Source organism: Psychrobacter glacincola, assembly GCF_904846215.1.
GTDB classification, from domain to species: domain Bacteria; phylum Pseudomonadota; class Gammaproteobacteria; order Pseudomonadales; family Moraxellaceae; genus Psychrobacter; species Psychrobacter glacincola.
The window spans coordinates 1-17,171 of record NZ_CAJGZK010000018.1 but is presented as its reverse complement, the minus strand read 5'-3'; the positions used below and the strand labels follow the sequence as shown (position 1 = coordinate 17,171).

15 protein-coding genes and 1 pseudogene are annotated in these 17,171 nt (G+C 43.1%); 5 read left to right on the top strand and 11 right to left on the bottom strand.

Annotated elements, in window-relative coordinates; genetic code table 11:
* Position 1: 1 nt before the first annotated feature.
* The 8 genes from hisS to JMW90_RS10260 all read right to left on the bottom strand — a co-directional run bounded on the left by hisS (position 2) and on the right by JMW90_RS10260 (position 9,866).
* Entirely contained in the window at positions 2 to 1,306 is a 1,305-nt protein-coding gene (gene hisS, locus JMW90_RS10295; protein ID WP_201563954.1) for a histidine--tRNA ligase, read from the bottom strand.
* Positions 1,307 to 1,370: 64 nt separating this feature from the next.
* Positions 1,371 to 2,486: a flavodoxin-dependent (E)-4-hydroxy-3-methylbut-2-enyl-diphosphate synthase gene (ispG, locus tag JMW90_RS10290; RefSeq protein ID WP_201563880.1), complete on the bottom strand. Its 1,116-nt coding sequence runs from the start codon at positions 2,484 to 2,486 to the stop codon at positions 1,371 to 1,373.
* A gap of 91 nt (positions 2,487 to 2,577) precedes the next feature.
* Positions 2,578 to 3,393 (bottom strand): helix-turn-helix domain-containing protein, encoded by an 816-nt coding sequence (locus tag JMW90_RS10285; protein WP_201563877.1) that lies wholly within the window; start codon positions 3,391 to 3,393, stop codon positions 2,578 to 2,580.
* On the bottom strand, positions 3,390 to 4,325 hold the full coding sequence (pilW, locus tag JMW90_RS10280; RefSeq protein ID WP_227691937.1) for a type IV pilus biogenesis/stability protein PilW: 936 nt from the start codon (positions 4,323 to 4,325) through the stop codon (positions 3,390 to 3,392). Before pilW ends, JMW90_RS10285 begins: the two co-directional genes overlap by 4 nt.
* A 348-nt stretch (positions 4,326 to 4,673) precedes the next feature.
* The gene (gene rlmN / locus JMW90_RS10275; protein WP_201563871.1) at positions 4,674 to 5,903 is read right to left on the bottom strand and encodes a dual-specificity RNA methyltransferase RlmN; all 1,230 of its coding nucleotides are present in this window, start codon (positions 5,901 to 5,903) and stop codon (positions 4,674 to 4,676) included.
* Positions 5,904 to 6,320: 417 nt separating this feature from the next.
* Positions 6,321 to 6,752 carry a nucleoside-diphosphate kinase gene (gene ndk / locus JMW90_RS10270; protein ID WP_201563868.1) on the bottom strand — a complete coding sequence of 144 codons (432 nt, stop codon included), beginning with the start codon at positions 6,750 to 6,752 and terminating at the stop codon, positions 6,321 to 6,323.
* Positions 6,753 to 7,082: 330 nt separating this feature from the next.
* Positions 7,083 to 8,372, bottom strand: a complete 1,290-nt coding sequence (locus JMW90_RS10265; protein WP_201563865.1) for an adenylosuccinate synthase — start codon at positions 8,370 to 8,372, stop codon at positions 7,083 to 7,085.
* 186 nt (positions 8,373 to 8,558) lie between these two features.
* The gene (locus tag JMW90_RS10260) at positions 8,559 to 9,866 is read right to left on the bottom strand and encodes an ATP phosphoribosyltransferase regulatory subunit (protein WP_201563863.1); all 1,308 of its coding nucleotides are present in this window, start codon (positions 9,864 to 9,866) and stop codon (positions 8,559 to 8,561) included.
* A gap of 511 nt (positions 9,867 to 10,377) precedes the next feature.
* Here JMW90_RS10260 and JMW90_RS10255 point away from each other — a divergent pair.
* Together JMW90_RS10255 and corA are read left to right on the top strand one after the other, a co-directional pair.
* On the top strand, positions 10,378 to 10,767 hold the full coding sequence (locus tag JMW90_RS10255) for a DUF2237 family protein (RefSeq protein WP_201563860.1): 390 nt from the start codon (positions 10,378 to 10,380) through the stop codon (positions 10,765 to 10,767).
* A gap of 60 nt (positions 10,768 to 10,827) precedes the next feature.
* A complete protein-coding gene (gene corA, locus JMW90_RS10250) occupies positions 10,828 to 12,042 on the top strand; it encodes a magnesium/cobalt transporter CorA (RefSeq protein WP_201563857.1) in 1,215 nt (404 codons plus the stop codon).
* Positions 12,043 to 12,261: 219 nt separating this feature from the next.
* On the opposite strand, the gene JMW90_RS10245 is transcribed toward corA, so the two are convergent.
* The 3 genes and pseudogenes from JMW90_RS10245 to JMW90_RS10235 all read right to left on the bottom strand — a co-directional run.
* Complete coding sequence (locus tag JMW90_RS10245) at positions 12,262 to 12,780, bottom strand: phosphate-starvation-inducible protein PsiE (protein ID WP_201563854.1); 519 nt, start codon at positions 12,778 to 12,780, stop codon at positions 12,262 to 12,264.
* 128 nt (positions 12,781 to 12,908) lie between these two features.
* Positions 12,909 to 13,796, bottom strand: a complete 888-nt coding sequence (gene folD, locus JMW90_RS10240) for a bifunctional methylenetetrahydrofolate dehydrogenase/methenyltetrahydrofolate cyclohydrolase FolD (RefSeq protein WP_201563852.1) — start codon at positions 13,794 to 13,796, stop codon at positions 12,909 to 12,911.
* 200 nt (positions 13,797 to 13,996) lie between these two features.
* Positions 13,997 to 14,452: pseudogene (locus JMW90_RS10235) on the bottom strand (IS5 family transposase); the annotation flags it as partial.
* A gap of 147 nt (positions 14,453 to 14,599) precedes the next feature.
* On the opposite strand from JMW90_RS10235, the gene JMW90_RS10230 reads away from it, so the two are divergent.
* From JMW90_RS10230 to JMW90_RS10220, 3 genes are all read left to right on the top strand, one after another.
* Complete coding sequence (locus JMW90_RS10230) at positions 14,600 to 15,373, top strand: AAC(3) family N-acetyltransferase (protein WP_201563848.1); 774 nt, start codon at positions 14,600 to 14,602, stop codon at positions 15,371 to 15,373.
* Positions 15,374 to 15,375: 2 nt separating this feature from the next.
* A complete protein-coding gene (locus tag JMW90_RS10225) occupies positions 15,376 to 16,680 on the top strand; it encodes a DUF4910 domain-containing protein (RefSeq protein WP_201563846.1) in 1,305 nt (434 codons plus the stop codon).
* Positions 16,681 to 16,834: 154 nt separating this feature from the next.
* Positions 16,835 to 17,171 (top strand): helix-turn-helix domain-containing protein (locus tag JMW90_RS10220; protein ID WP_201563844.1); only part of this gene is annotated, 337 nt, incomplete at its 3' end.

Sequence of the window (17,171 nt, the reverse complement as noted above, 5' to 3'; positions counted from 1 at the left end):
GCTACTTACGGCGCGAGAAATTCTCTTTATCTGCCAGCCAATCTTGCGCCGCTGTTTTTTGTTCGCCGGTCTGCATATCTTTGATGCTAATGGTTTTATCGTCAATCTCTTGCTGGGCGATAATGACGGTCAATGCAGCACCCGACTTATCCGCCTTTTTCATTTGAGCTTTTAAGCTCGTGGCACTTGCCATTTTCACGCGCAAATCTGGGCGGCTATAACGCAGGTTTTGCGCGTAACCAATACCGGCACTATAAACCTCAGGATGGGCGACCACAAAGACATCACAAGCCGGCATATCAGCAATAGGCGCAACGACTTCCATAAGAAGTAATAAGCGCTCAAGTCCCATGGCAAAACCAACTGCAGGCTCAGATTTAACCGGTTTATTATCGCCTTTGGTGTCACGGTTATCAGCAGATTTTAGCTGTCCAACCAAGCCATCATAACGACCGCCGGCACAGACAGTTGCTTGACTGCCAAGCTTATCAGTAACCCATTCAAATACGGTTTTATTATAATAATCAAGACCACGTACCAGGTGCGGATTGATTTCAAAGTTAATACCAAGCTCCGTTAAATACCCTTGTACTTGCTCAAAATGCGCCACGCTTTCTTCGCCCAAAAAGTCAGCAAGCTTTGGTGCATCAATTAATAGCGCTTGGGTGCTGGCTTCTTTGCTGTCTAAAATGCGTAACGGATTCGTCGTTAGGCGACGCTTACTATCCTCATCTAACTGCTCTTGCTTATCAGTCAGATAGGTGACCAGCGCTTCACGATAAGCATGACGCTCATCAATTTCGCCTAGACTGTTCAGTTGCAGACGCATCTCATCTTTTAGACCCAGCTCTTGCCACATTAGATGCGTCATCGCAATCAGCTCTGCATCGGCATCTGGTAAGGCACTACCAAAGCTTTCAACACCTATTTGATGAAATTGACGATAGCGCCCTTTTTGTGGACGCTCATAGCGGAACATTGGACCGATATACCAAAGCTTAGGCGTATCGCCGCGTAGTAGATTGTGCTCGTTCACCGCTCGTACTGCCCCAGCCGTGCCTTCAGGACGTAAGGTAAGCGGCGTTGGTGGATCAGATTTATCCGTAAAACTATACATCTCTTTTTCAACGATATCCGTGGCACCGCCAATTGCACGAGCGAACAAATCGGTTTGCTCAACGATGGGCAAGCGAATATGCTCATAACCGTATCTGCCTAGCACGTCGGCCAATATCGACTCTAAGTACAGCCATTTTGCAGACTGTGCAGGCAAAATATCATTAAACCCTTTAATCGCTTTAATCATGGTACGGTCGCGTCCTTTAATTTTTAACAAACAACTCTATAATTTTTATTGATAAAACGCTTCCTTATCTAACGCGAATAATCTCATTTTCACGTTTTTTTGCCAACGCTTCAGCATGGGCACGTACCATGCCTTCTATCTCATCAACCAAATTTTCGGTATCAATCAGATGGCTTTTTTCACCCATACGGTAGACCAGAGACTTTGGTGCGGCGCCAACGATACCGATATCGGCTTCTTTCGCTTCGCCCGGACCATTTACCTTACAGCCAATCACTGACAAATTCATCGGCTCACGAATATCTTCTAAGCGCGACTCTAACGCGGTCATCACTCTAATCACATCGAATTCTTGACGGGAGCAGCTTGGGCAAGCAATAAAATTGACGCCGTTAGAGCGAATATTTAGTGATTTTAAAATATCAAAACCGATTTTAATCTCTTCTTCTGGCTCGGCAGCCAATGAGATACGAATCGTATCACCAATACCGTCCAACAATAAACCACCGAGCGCAATGGCAGATTTGACCGAACCAGTCCGATAAACACCCGCTTCGGTGACGCCTAAATGCAATGGATTATCAATTTGTGCTGAGATCAGGCGATAGGCATCCATGGTCAAAAATACGTTGCTTGCTTTGACCGATACTTTATATTGATCAAAATTAAGACGCTCTAATATATCAATATGACGCATTGCCGATTCAAGCATCGCCGCGCCATTTGGCTCCGTATATTTACGCTGAATATCCTTTTCTAAAGAGCCGGCATTCACACCGATACGAATAGGGATATTGTAGTGCTTGGCACAGGCAACCACTTCACGTACTTTGGCGTCGCTACCGATATTGCCTGGGTTAATACGTAGACAATCTGCGCCAGCTGCGGCAACCGCTAAAGCAATTTTGTGATCAAAATGCACATCCGCTATTAAGGGTACGCTGACCAACTTACGAATTTCACCAAATGCTTTAACGGTATCCATCGTCGGGGTAGAGACTCGCATCAAATCAGCGCCAGCTTCTACACAGCGCTCAATTTGGGCAACAGTCGCTGCCACATCACAGGTATCAGTATTGGTCATACTTTGCACACTAATCGGCGCATCACCACCAATCGCGACATCACCGACATATATTTTCTTCGTAAGACGACGGTTAATAGGCGCTGACGTTGACATAGGCAAACCCTTTCATGAAAGCAGTAAGAACGAGAATAACAATAAAAAAAAGGTAATAATATTTACTTCAAAAATTGAACCAATTAATAAATTAAGGTGCCAATTCAAAACTGGCTTGGCTACCATTCGCGTAGCTGTCTAAAGCAACAGATTGCTGATTGAGCATCAAGCGCACGTTATTGATGTTATCAATTTGCACATTAAACGGTGGCATACCTGATAATTGATAATCACCCGCATTCTGTGATCCCGCTATCAAGCTGCTACCGGTAGCATCCGTAATAGTGACGACAGCAGCGTCCGTCAGCTTAACATCCAAAGTAGCAGGAGCAACGTCGTCGCCACCTAAGTTTAGCGCTGAACCTGAAGCACTAACGCCTGTAACATCAGTATTAATAGCTGCGCCTTGGGCTTGTTCTACTGCTGAGATATCTTCAGCGCTAGATACAGGCTGCTCGATATTTTCCTTGCTCGCATTACTGACCATACGGAATAGGAATATCGCTAAAATAATGACACCGATAACTGCGATGATAAGCAGCGGATTAAAGCGAATACGATTGTGTGTATCGCGCTGTAGCGTACCCATAGGCTGCAGTGGCGACTGAGTATTATTAGCCGAACGCGATTTTAGCTCATTTGGGTAAGCGGCATCAAAGCTACTGGCTATTCTGACTGGGTCGAGACCCAAGTATTTGGCATAGTTGATCGCAAACCCGCGCGCAAACGCTACTTGCGGCAAGTCAGAAAAATCTTCATTTTCTAATGCTTGCAGGTGACGTTTTAAAATAAACAATTCATTTGCTACATCGTCCAAGCTTACTTGCTTAGCTTTGCGAGCTTGCTGCAGCATGGCACCAAATGATCCCTGAGCGTTAGAGTGAGTGTTTGATGATGGGGTGGTCATTTCCATGGTGCCTCTGGATTGTTAAGCCAAGTCTTTAGTTGTTTTGCTTCATCACTCAATGGATAAGCAGATAAAAGTTGCTGTGCCAATTGTTGGCGTGTCTTTATATTTTTTTGCGCTGCCGCCAATTTGATGCCTTGTAGTAGCAAGCGCGGACTAACACCCTGTCCTTGCACCAGTATTAAGGTTTCATCATAGAGCCTTTGTGCTTGTTGAACCCGCTGCTGCTCAAGTAATAAATCAACCAGCTCGATATGAGCAATGATGCTGTTTCGATTGCCATCTAAAGCCCGTAAAAAAGCCTTTGCCGCGGCAGGATGGTCATTAAGTTGAAGGTAGGTACGACCTAAGTTTTCTAACGCACCAATACGACCTTCATATCCAAGGGCAGCACCCGCTATTTCAAACTGCTCAGCGGCTTCTTTATAACGCTTCATCTGCGACAAATAGACGCCATAATTATTGTGTGCTTGATCAAAATCTTTATCAAGCGCAATGGCTTTTTTAAAGTATTGATCCGCTTTTTCAAGATTGAGGCGGCTGCCTTCTTGCTGCAACAAAACGCCCATCATATCATAGGCGGGCGCATGACGGCTATCGGCAGCAAAGGCTTTTTCGAGCTGTCTTTGGGCCGCATCAAGCTCGTTTTTGCGGATATATTGTGCAGCAAGTGTCGTTCGAACGCGAGCAATTTCTTGCTGATCCAATTTACGATTGTCATTGGGTTGCGTTGAGGTTTGATAAGGCGTGCCCGTTATTAGATCATTGGTTGGCGTGCTTTGACAACCAGAAATCAATAAAGCGCTTAGCGCGCCGGCAAGCAATACACAGTGAGCGCTTTTTCTAACAAAAACCGTAGCGCCCAAATGTCTCGCTGCATAAGAAAAAGAGGTTTGATATTTGAACTGACAAGAATTTTTAGAAGTCATCATGGTCGCCATCATAAAACTGTGATTCAATGCGTTCGATCATCGAGGCATCAGTTTAATGGATTTGGCCTCCATAAGTACAATTTAGTTGTCATTAATTGGCTGATTTTTTGTCATTGTCTATGACGACTACATTTCATTACCATTGTGATGCAAAAAAGACAGCTAAACATAGTCTGTTTGAAATAATATTATAGTAACGCGCTACTGCTATGAGTTTTTCTTGCTTGCTGCTAACTACGTGACAGAGGCTGCAAAAAATTCATTGCAGTAACGCTGTATTTTTCCTTCAATCACTCGACTATCGCTACATTACATAAGGTAGCGATAACAGTCATGTTTACTATCTTATCAACTATTTTCGCGGTCTTTAATACTTTGCTGCCAAGCGGCTGAGCGACGTGTTCTATCGGCTACCCGCCCAACCAATTGCCCACAAGCGGCGTCAATATCATCGCCGCGCGTTTGACGAATGGTACACACAAAACCTGCGTCAATTAATATATTGCTAAAAGCATGAATACGATTATTACTCGACTTGTCATAGTCTGCATGTGGAAACGGGTTAAACGGTATCAGGTTAATTTTACTTGGTAAATCACCCAATAATGTGACCAGTTGCTCAGCATGTTCATTACTATCATTGACACCATCTAACATGACATATTCAATCGTCACGTGCTTTTTATGGCGCGGGTTAACGTCAAAAACATAATTTCTCGCTGCTGCCATCAACTGCTCCAATGGGTATTTCTTATTAATTGGCACCAACTCATTGCGCAGTTCATCATTTGGCGCGTGTAATGAAATGGCTAAAGCCACGTCAAGCTCTTTTGCCAACTCATACATTTTTGGCACCACACCTGAGGTGGATAGCGTGACACGGCGCTTTGATAAACCATAAGCGTGGTCACTAAGCATCAATTCCATCGAGCTGACAACGGGACGATAGTTTAATAACGGCTCGCCCATGCCCATCATGACCACATTGGTCACGTTATTTGCCCATAAGCTATGGTCAACGTTATCTAAGCTGTCGTTTTCATCGGTCATATAAGAGGCATTGGCCACCCATAATTGTCCGAGAATCTCAGCCGCTGTTAAATCGCGCTCAAAGCCTTGCTTGCCGGTACTACAAAAGCTGCAATCCAACGCGCAGCCGACTTGCGAGGAAATACATAAAGTTTTGCGCCCGTTTAGCTTACTGTCATCAGCCGGAATCAATACCGTCTCAACCAATGAGCCGCCAGTCACTTCAAATACCCATTTGCGCGTACCATCATCGCTATATTGACGATGGATAACCTTTGGCGGTATTACACAAGCGTTGGCTGACAATTTATCTCGCAATGACTTACTCAAATTTGTCATTTGCTCAAAATCTGTCACACCCTGCTGATATATCCATCTAATGACTTGCGTCGAGCGAAACGCCTTTTCGCCGATACTCTTAAAGTACTCCGCCAATTGCGCTTGTGTCATACCTAATAGATTGGTTTTCGCCTGCGACTCGTCTACCAATTTTATACTCTTAGCAGGCTTGGCTGGGACATATTGGACAGGCGTTTGAGATGTCGACATAATAAATAACCTTTTTGCATCGACTGATATAAGCGATGCAATTATTGAGATGGGCGTTGCTAGGCATACCCAATATATGAGTGCATGAGCAATCCGTTATGAGCGCATTTTTTATCGCTGTATTTATAAATATCTGAGCGTAATATGCTGATAAGGGATTGATAACGCTTAATAAATATAATAATGAGGGAGAATGGTTAAAGTTTCAATGCATCTTTAGACTATATAATAGCTAAAACGGCTTATACCAAAAGATATAAGCCGTCTCGCCACACTAATTATTAACAATTAGCTTTGTAAATAATAGCTGCATAGTGAATCAAATATAGAGCTGGTACAAGGAAGACGAGCGCAAATTGTACATTGAGTACATTAAGCGAGTCTGACGCCGTAACAGCCTATATTTGGTTTACTATATTAACGCGTACGTGCACAAACTTCATCTTCACTAAAGAAGTAGCTGATTTCACGTGCTGCTGATTCAGCTGAATCTGAACCATGAACGGCGTTTTCGTCGATGCTGCTAGCGAAATCAGCACGGATGGTGCCTTCAGCGGCGTCTTTTGGGTTAGTAGCGCCCATGATATCACGATGCTTAGCGATAGCGTTTTCGCCTTCTAGTACTGATACCAATACTGGACCTGACATCATAAATGACACTAGATCATTATAAAATGGACGTTCAGCGTGCTCAGCGTAAAAACCACCTGCTTTTTCATCATCAAGTTGCATCATTTTGGCTGCAACAATTTTTAGACCTGATTTTTCAAAACGGTCATAGATAGCGCCGATGTTATTGCCAGCGACTGCGTCAGGTTTGATGATAGACAAAGTACGTTCGTTAGCCATGAAAAGCTCCTAATAAATGAAAAAAACGATAAATTCAATAAGAAATGAAATAGTAAAAGGGTTATTTTATCTCTGACCACAATGTTGACTTAGGCTACTTTAAACCACTCATTGCTTATCAATACGAAAACATGAGCGCCAACACCAGATTGCTGCCTATTATAATGATTAGCGCTATAAATGATAGGGTTAATTTATGACCGCATCTTGCATAAAAGTGAATTTGGCAGGCTTTTACTGCTCATCAATCTTCTTATTTACCAAAAACAAAACCCCAATGTTTGGCATTAGGGTTTTGTGAATGAACCATACAATATAACTATTAACCAATTAAGCATCATACGGATCACGTAGGACGATGGTCTCTTCGCGATCAGGACCGGTTGAGATGATATCAACTGGGCAACCAATCAAGGCTTCGATACGCTTGATGTATATTTTAGCGTTTTCTGGCAAGTCGTCATAATTGGTGACACCAACGGTTGACTCGCTCCAGCCTTGTAGCGTTTCGTATTTAGGCGTCACTGCTTCATAGAATTCTGCATCATGCGCGCCAGCAAACTCAGTGTCTGGCACGTCATAGCCTACCCCAATTAACAGCTCTTCAAGTCCATCTAACACGTCAAGCTTGGTTAGGCAAATACCTGATAGCGAGTTCAGTACGACTGCACGGCGTAATGCTTCAGCATCGAACCAACCACAGCGACGCGCGCGACCAGTCGTGGCACCAAACTCATGACCGACTTTGGCCAAATGCGCGCCAACGTCATCAAACAGCTCAGTTGGAAATGGACCGCTACCAACGCGGGTGGTATAGGCTTTGGTGATACCAAGGACATAATCCAAATATAATGGACCGATACCTGTACCAGTAGATACGCCGCCTGCGGTTACACTTGAGCTGGTCACAAACGGATACGTACCATGGTCGATATCAAGTAATGTACCTTGCGCACCTTCAAACATGAGATTCTTGCCAGCCAGACGCAATTGGTTTAAATCTTCAGTGACATCAGTCACCATGCCTCTGATTTCCTCGCGCCACTCTTTACAAAGCTTAAGCGTCTCATCAAAATCAATCGCCTCAACTTTATAATACTGAGTCAATTGGAAGTTATGATATTCGATTAGGTTACGTAATTTTTCTTCTAAATCATCTCGGAACAAATCAGCAAGCTTGATCGCACGGCGGGCAACTTTGTCCTCATAAGCAGGTCCAATACCGCGACCGGTCGTACCGATTTTACCAGTGCCGCGCTTGGCTTCACGTGCTTGGTCAAGGGCGACATGATATGGCATGATAAGCGGGCAGTTAGGAGAAATACGTAGACGCTCACGTACGGGTACGTTATTGTCTTCTAGATTTTTCATCTCTTTTAGTAATGCGTCAGGTGCTAGTACCACACCATTACCGATAAAACAGGTCACGCCTTTACGTAAGATACCTGATGGAATCAGATGCAAGATGGTGGTTTTGCCATCAACGACTAAAGTGTGACCAGCATTGTGACCGCCTTGAAAGCGAGCGACTGCTGAAGCTTTTTCGGTCAGTAAATCAACGATTTTACCCTTACCTTCATCGCCCCATTGGCTACCCAAAACTACGACATTCTTACCCATGATGAATCCTTACCTTAATATATTGAGGTGTGTGCAATAAGTGTTTAAAACCAACCTATCAAAACTGAAGTAATGCTAAAAACGATACTTTGATAACTGCATATCTTTAGCGATTTAATAACCAAATATTTTTATGTAGAGCAGATATTTATTTAGTGCGTTTATAAACGTAAAGTGTTTTTAAGTTTAAACCGCATCTAGCTGCCATTGATTATCATCGACAAGGCTTAAACGATGGGTCATCCCCACTGGCATATCTTTTGCCGTTAATGGCATGGTGACGCGATAGCCTTGCTGACGTAAGCTTGCCACTTGCTGTAATAGGAGCTGCAGCTGCTCACTGTCCAAACTGTTGAAAGCGTCATAATCGACCAGCACGATAAAAGGTGCATCAAGCTGAGTATGGGCGAGCAGTCGGCTGACATCCATACTAAAGCCAGTCGCTTGACGCGGCTGATTCGTGGCCAGTTGATTACTTTTCATCCCATCAAAGCGCCCGCCACGTACCAGTGGCTGGGACTCACTATTGATATAGCCATTGAACACGATACCCGTATGATAATGATAGCCTGATAGCTCGGTCACATCGATACTGACCGCACACTGCCACTGTACTTGCAAGTGTGCTTTTAGACGTTGCAGCTCATCGATGGCGGTGACGATTTGCATATCTTGTTGCGCATTCTCTGACAATCTTCCAAGCAGATTTGCAATGTCATGACCAAAGCGTGCCAAGGTATAAAAATCGCTACCCAGCGGTAGCGCTTGGCAGACTTGCTTTAGTTCTGGCAAGTTTTTATTGGCATAAAGCTGCATCAATTGCTCAGTATCACTATCCGGCAATGCCGCCAATTCTGCCAAACGCTTAAATATCGCTACATGACCCAAATCGATGTGTAATGCTGCGCTCATATCTAGGCTATTGAGCATGCTAAATAGGACATCTATCAGCTCAATATCTGCAGTAATTGACTCACAGCCAAATATCTCAGCGCCCAATTGCAAAGGTGTACGTGAACCAAAAAGCCCCGATGGCAAAGTATGAATCACATCGCCGGCATAGCAATAACGCGCGATTCCATCGCCGCCGTGGTGTGCATCTATACGCAGAATCTGCGGCGTGATATCCGCGCGTATGCCCATCAGTCGACCGGTTAGCTGATCGATAATCTTAAAGGTTTGACGCTTTAAATCCTCTGAGGCACCGCTCAAGAGCGATTCGGTGAACTCAATCATCGGCGGGGATACCAACTGATAGCCGTGTGTAATCAGTTGCTGCGTCAATTGATGTCTAAGCACTTCTTGCTTATGAGCCTCTTCAAATAACACATCGACCACCCCATCAGGCAGCAACCAGCTGTTGGCAACATCGCTGGCAAGATGGCTAAAATAAGGTAAACGGTTGGGTGCGGCGGTATTATCAGCGGGCTGAGTAGCCGCTTGCTTGATGGCATTTGGCAGGGCAGGTTTTGCAGAATCAGAACTGGCAGACACAATAAATCCTTGTTTGGCGTATCGCTTACCAAAAAGCGCGGTAAAGATGCGGTACTTAAAGGTTATATTTCCAATTGCACAGATATCAGGCGCTTTTTATTTTTCACGCGCAACATCACTGACCCAATTATTGATAAGCAAACTGGGTAACCACAAAAGGGTGAGCAATAGTATAAGTTGGAATGATAAGACGAGTATCTTTATGCGCTAAAATTGTGCGCTAAAAAACTATGATAAATAATCAAGGCACTTTATGCTTTAGTTTAGCATAGCAGCCAAGCTTCGCCTAGTGACAATTAACGGCAATCGCCATCTAATTTATGCTGATAACAGTAAAAAGTATCTTTTGTATGGTAGATTTATCCTCATGAATACCGTATTTCTATAAAGAAAATATCGCGTTAGCGAGGCAATATTTTGTTTAACTATTATCTATAGGTATCTATCGTTGAATAACGTCTTAGATGTACACTCATGCTACACTAGCCTATATTTTTATTTTGGAAGCCTTATGTCGTCTGATTATCACCCAAACCCAGCTATTAACCAAACCAATGTGCTTGGCACTGCCCTAGCCAGCTGTTGTTTTGATCCGCTTACCGGCTATTATCGCAATGGCTTTTGTCACACAGGCAACCATGATGTCGGTCAACATACCGTTTGCGCCAAAATGACCAGCGAGTTTTTAAACTTTTCAGCCAGTCGCGGCAATGATTTAATCACCCCGTTGCCTGAGTACGGTTTTGCCGGTCTACAACCGGGTGACTACTGGTGTATTTGCGCACTACGCTGGGTTGAAGCTTTAGATTTAGGCATGGCACCACAAATAAAACTAGAAGCCTGTCATGAGAGCTTATTAAGCTTAGTTGATATTGATACGTTAAAGCGCTTTGCCTTGTAACCGATATTAGTTGCAGAAGTTATTTTTATATTATTTCCCACTTAGACGAAAGGAGCAGGTATGAAGCAAGATGATGACCTGATTGTCGAAACGGCAACGCGTATCACACCTGAGTCTAATGTCAGTCTTATTGACACCGCTGTCATAGCCGAGCACTCCTATTTAGACAATTATGACAGCTATATCTATGGCGATTCTGATGCGACGGTCGAGGACAGCATCGAGACCATGACCGTCTATGACCCAGACTCTGAGCGTTATGAAGATATCGAAAATAGCAGCACAGATGAAGTGGTCAGCTGTTACTCCTACTCACGTAAAACCGGTGAGAAACTCGATCAAGTAGCGCTGAATGATGTCAATCGCTGTTTGAGCAATAACGGTCAATTTATTTGGCTGGGTCTTTATGATCCCAGTTTAGAAACCATGATCAAAGTTCAACAAGCTTTTGGCTTACATGAGCTGGCGATTGAAGATGCTTTTGCCGACCATCAGCGCGCCAAAGTTGAAAACTACGACAACGATATGGTATTTGTGGTGTTGCGTACGGCGAAACTCGAAGACAACGTCATTCGCTACGGCACGACAGCGATATTTATGGGTAAAAATTACCTGATTACGATTCGTAATGGTCCTTCTAACTCCTATGCGCCAGTGCGCGAGCACTGTAATCGTCGTCCTGAAAAACTGCGTATGGGACCGATATTTGTACTGCATGCTATTCTCGATTTTATCGTGGATAACTATATGCCGATTACCGATCGTTTGGGTCGCTACTTGCGCGAGCAGGAACGCTATGTATTTACCTATGAGTTCGATAAAAGCACCTTAAAAAACCTTTATGAGCTCAAGTCGCAGCTGGTACATATGCGCGCCATTATTTTACCAGTGCAAGACATCTGTAGCTTTTTTATCAATCACAAAAAAAGCGAGTTAATCTCAGGGTTTTCGCAAGCGGCTAAGCCTTACTTTCGCGACGTCAATGATCATCTATTGCACTCTTTAGATGCTATTAATGGTCTTAATGAAATGCTCAGCGTGGTGATGAATACCTATATGGCGATGGTCAATATGGGACAGAACGAAGTCGTGCGTAAGCTTGCAGCGTGGGCTGGTATCTTAGCCGTGCCTACAGCCATCGCTGGTATCTACGGAATGAACTTCGACTTTATGCCCGAGCTGCACTGGAAATACGCTTACTTTGTCATTATGGCAGTGATCATCACTTTATGTAGTTACTTGTATTACAACTTTAAGAGATTAAAGTGGCTGTAATATATAGTCAGGGAAAAGTAATATCGATACATCAAGTACTGCTGATATTAATTTTTCTTGCTTGCTGTGCCTACGCAGACAGAGGCTGCAAAAAATTTATATCAGTAGCACTGTAGCGTTTTTGAGATATTTTAACTATACAATAGAAAGTATAAAAAAGGGCTGCCATTGGCAACCCTTTTTTTATGCTCATTCTACGTCAATTAGGTGTAATGGATATTATTCACGGCGATGCTTGGTATGACTATCAGGGGCCTGAGCGTTATCAGGAAGAAGCGCCTTGATAGCCAAGTTGGCATACTTCCGATCAAGATTGTCTTCTGGACGACCAAACGTTTTTGCCGTCCACGTTAGCACCACAATAGAGGCACTCAGTACCATAATAGCCACAGAAATCGTCGCCAGTAACCACAGATGGAAGTAGTCTGATACTGCCTGCACATCGACCACCAAATGTCGTGACAAAGCCGTAATGGCAATAAATATCAAAAACTGCACCGGCAGACGATGGGTCTTAAAGTAAATACCAATCATGGCTAGCAGTTCAAGATAAATAAACAACATCAAGATATCTTTTAAGTCCGCTGAGCCTTTTTGGATAATCCCAATAAACTCTTTACCCGCGGTCCAAACCACCACCACACTGATTAAAAATAAGATTATGTAATGAGAGACATCGACGAACTCTCTACCAATACCTTGTAATCGCTCATGAATACCCACGTTATTTTTAGCCATGTTAGATCCTATCAACGGTAAAGGGGTTGATTTAGCCTGAGTCTTTGTACTGTCTACTGTGGAGGCTCAGGCTCCTTATCTATCGGCAATCCGTGCTCTTATGATTAACTCATTGACTCATTAATTTATTAACGTTTATCTAAACCGGCAGCTTTTTCAGCAGCATCAACGGTCTGGCGAATAAGGGTATTAATCGTCATTGGACCGACGCCACCTGGTACAGGCGTATAAGCACTGGCGATGTTTTCCACACCCTGCATCTCAATATCGCCGACGCCGCCATTATCGGTCGGATGAAAGCCTGCATCGATAACCACCGCGCCCGCTTTAATCCAATCGGCTTTGATCAATTCAGGCACGCCCACTGCTCCAACCACGATATCAGCGCGCTGAATATGAGTAGCCAAATCCTGCGTTCTTGAATGGCAAATCGTTACCGTACAGTTGGCATTCAATAGCATCATTGCCATGGGTTTACCCAATATTGCACTACGCCCGACGACGACCGCCTCCAAACCTGCCAGCTCAATACCATGATGCGCTAATAAATGCATAATGCCTTGCGGAGTACATGAGCCATAGGCCGATTGCTGCATCGCCATACGACCAAAACCAAGACAAGTCACGCCATCGCCATCTTTTGCCAAGTCAATCTGCTCAAAGCAAGCGCGCTCATCGATATGCTCAGGTACCGGATGCTGTAGCAAAATACCGTGTACATCTGGATTGCTATTGAGCTCATCTATCTTAGCCAACAGCTGCTCTGTCGTCGTCACACTTGGCATCTCAACGCGTATAGAATCCATGCCAACACGCTTACAAGCATTGCCCTTCATACGCACGTAAGTCGCAGAAGCTGGATCGTCACCGACCAATATCGTCGCTAAGCTTGGCGTACGTCCAGTTTTATCCTTGATGGCATCCACGCGCGTGCGCAGTTGCTGTTCTATTTGTATAGCAAGTGCTTTGCCGTCCAAAATCGTGGCGGGCTCTTGGGCAGTAGACGCAATAGACATAGGAACTCCAATAGAGGGTGCGATAAAAAAATAAAGACAGCGCCTGCAATGTTTTTGCATGCCTGTCTTATGCTTGGTCAATTCTTTTTGACCGTCAATTGAGACTGATATTGTACCTGTCTACGCTAAAAAATCCTAGTGTAGGATAAAACTTGCTTAAGTGCTCATATACACCGTTTTTTGGATTTTCTTGTCACATGAGCCACTGTCTTAGTCTCTTTTTTAATGGTACTTTGAATTAGAGCGTTAGCCATTTTAGAATCGTGTACTTGCACTCTTGTCAGCTCAACATGCACAGGGTTACCATAAGCATCAACCGCGAGATATAACTTACTGCTATTACCAGTAACGTTGGTACCGATGGCTTCATCACAACAACTAGCGGCGCCTGTACTGTGCTGATGTGCCTTTACCACGCTACCATATATAAATAACCATTTGCTAGCATAGTTTGCGGTCACTATGGCCATCAGTTGCTGCCATTTACCTTTTTTACGCCAATAGCGGTATTGGTGGTATATACTCGACCCGTTGCCAAAGCAGGGCGGTAAGTCACGCCATGGACAGCCGACACGGATGCAGTACAGCATCGCTTCGACGGTTCGTCTTAGATTGGGCTTGTTATATATGTTGAGTTGTCGCAATATATATAACAGCTTTTACCAATGGTCTACTGTGAGCATGGTACGAGCCATAAGTGAGGCCTTCTTTCTCTATTGTGGTAAACAAGAGTGTAAGGCGTTGCTTATTTTTTTCAACTATTTCCCAATTCTATACAGCCCCTAAACAAAAGGAAGTTTTTTATGGAAGAATTAGCACTTGAATGGAGAAAATCTGGGGTGAAAGAAGGTGACACCTTACTTATTCACAGCAGTATAAAAGGCGTTTTTAAGAAATATCTAAAGTTAGGAATTAGATTGAGTGCGGAGGATATTCTTGACTCTTTCATAAGTGCTGTTGGTGAGTCGGGAACTTTATTGTTTCCTACATTTAACTATGATTTTACTAAAGGGGTAGCTTTTGATATTAACACTACACCTTCACATATGGGAGCTCTAACTGAAGCAGCTAGAAATCATCCTAATGCAATAAGGACTGGTCATCCTATACATTCTTTCGTTGTTATTGGAGCACAGTCTAATAAGTTTAAAGATGTAAATAATTTCAGTAGTTTTGGTGCAGATTCTCCACTTGGATTATTGCATGAAATGGGCGGTAAAATTGCAGTGCTGAATATGCCAGAAAAGGGTAGTATGACCTTCTATCATTATATAGAAGAGATGTGCGAGGTAGATTATCGCTATCATAAAGTATTTACTGGAAGCTATATTGATTCGTTAGGAGTCATTGAGCTCAGAGACTACGGAATGTATGTTCGTTACCTTGACCGAGGTATTAAACACAATTCGAACCCTGCAGGTGAGCTTATGTGGAGCGAAGGTTTATATTATGGATCTAGACCCTATGAAGGTTTTGGACTAAGAGTCGTCTCAGCTACAGATGCCTATGATTTTATATCAAACATTATAAAAACTCGTGGAGCTCATAATATTATTTATGAGCTTGAAGGAGAATGATATTGAAAAACTCTAATACGGAAAATATTGGCCTAGATATGTACCAGCTTTGCGAAAAGCTTTTTCCCATCTGTCGAAGTATAACTGGAGAAGGTTTTCGTAGATCTCTAAATATTTTAAAAAATGACTTAGAGCTAACAAATTTACAGGCATTTGAAGTACCTACAGGCACTAAGTGTTTCGATTGGGAAGTGCCAAAAGAGTGGAATATTAGCGATGCCTATATTATTGATCCTAATGGTAATAGAATATGCGACTTTAAAGTTTCCAACTTACATGTTGTAGGCTATTCTACGCCCGTAGATAAAGAGATTTCTCTAGAGGATCTACAAGAGCATCTTTACTCACTCCCAGAACAACCTACTGCTATTCCGTACATAACCTCTTATTATAAAGAACGATGGGGCTTTTGTATTTCTCAAATTGAAAGAGAAAAGTTAATCGCTGGTACCTACAAGGTTTATATAGACAGTGAGCTAAAAGACGGTAGCTTGACTTATGGCGAACTGATTATTCCTGGTGAGACTGAACAAGAAATATTTATATCCAGCTATCTATGTCATCCGTCAATGGCAAATAATGAGCTTTCAGGTCCTGTAGTGACCCTGAGCCTTGCAAAATGGTTATTATCTTTAGAATCTAGAAAATATACCTATCGAATTATTATTATTCCAGAGACTATTGGCTCTATTACTTATCTTAGTCGTAACTATAAAACCATGAAAGAGAATGTCGTAGCAGGCTTTAATGTCTCCTGCGTTGGTGATGATAGAGCTTATTCCTATCTGCCCTCTAAAGAGGGCAATACTCTGGCCGATACAGTCGCCACTCATGTGTTAAAGCACTCTCATCCAGACTTTGTCAGCTACTCTTTTTTAGACAGACAAAGTGATGAGCGCCAATATTGTAGTAGTGGTATAGACTTGCCTTTATGCTCAATAATGCGCACGAAGTACGGCTGCTATCCTGAGTATCATACTTCCTTAGATGATTTAACGCTGGTAACCCCCACGGGTTTATTTGGTGCTTATAAAGTATTGAAGCGCTCAATTGAATGCCTTGAAGCGAATGAAACACTGTGTACTACGGTTCTTTGTGAGCCGCAGCTTGGTAAGCGCGGTTTATATCCGACCATCAGTACTAAAGAGAGCAGTTCAATAGTAAAGAACATGATGAACTTTTTAGTTTATTGTGATGGCAACCATACCAATCTTGAAATCGCAGAAAAAATTAACGCCCCACTATGGGAGCTTGAAGAAGTTATTAGCAATTTAAAAGCTGCAGATTTACTACGTGTTGTTGTCTAAGAAAGCTTTTCGTTTTATGATTAAAAAGACCACAAAGCCAAGTCATTTGTATTACTTGGCTTTGTGGTCTTTATTTCTAAATGAATATTAGACCTCTTGCAAAAGTAGCAGAGGGAATTAAAATAGCTAATACACTCACAACTGGCTAGGAACCATGCCAAACATAGATAAGCTACTCAAACAAAGTGACGCTGGTTTTAAACGCTATACTGGCATCCATAAAGCCACTTTTCATGAAATGCTGGATGCTATGCAAGAGCATGAAGTATCTAAGACCAAATCAGGTAGACCCAGTGCGCTTAGTCTTGAGGAAAAGATATTACTGGCCCTTACTTATTGGCGTGAATACCGAACGCTATACCATATCAGTATGGACTTTGGTATTCATGAGTCTTCTGCCAGCCGCATTATTCGTAAAGTAGAAGACGTACTGGTTGATTCTGGCAAGTTTGAACTGCCCAAAAAGCTGCCCTGTCGCGTCGATGACGATA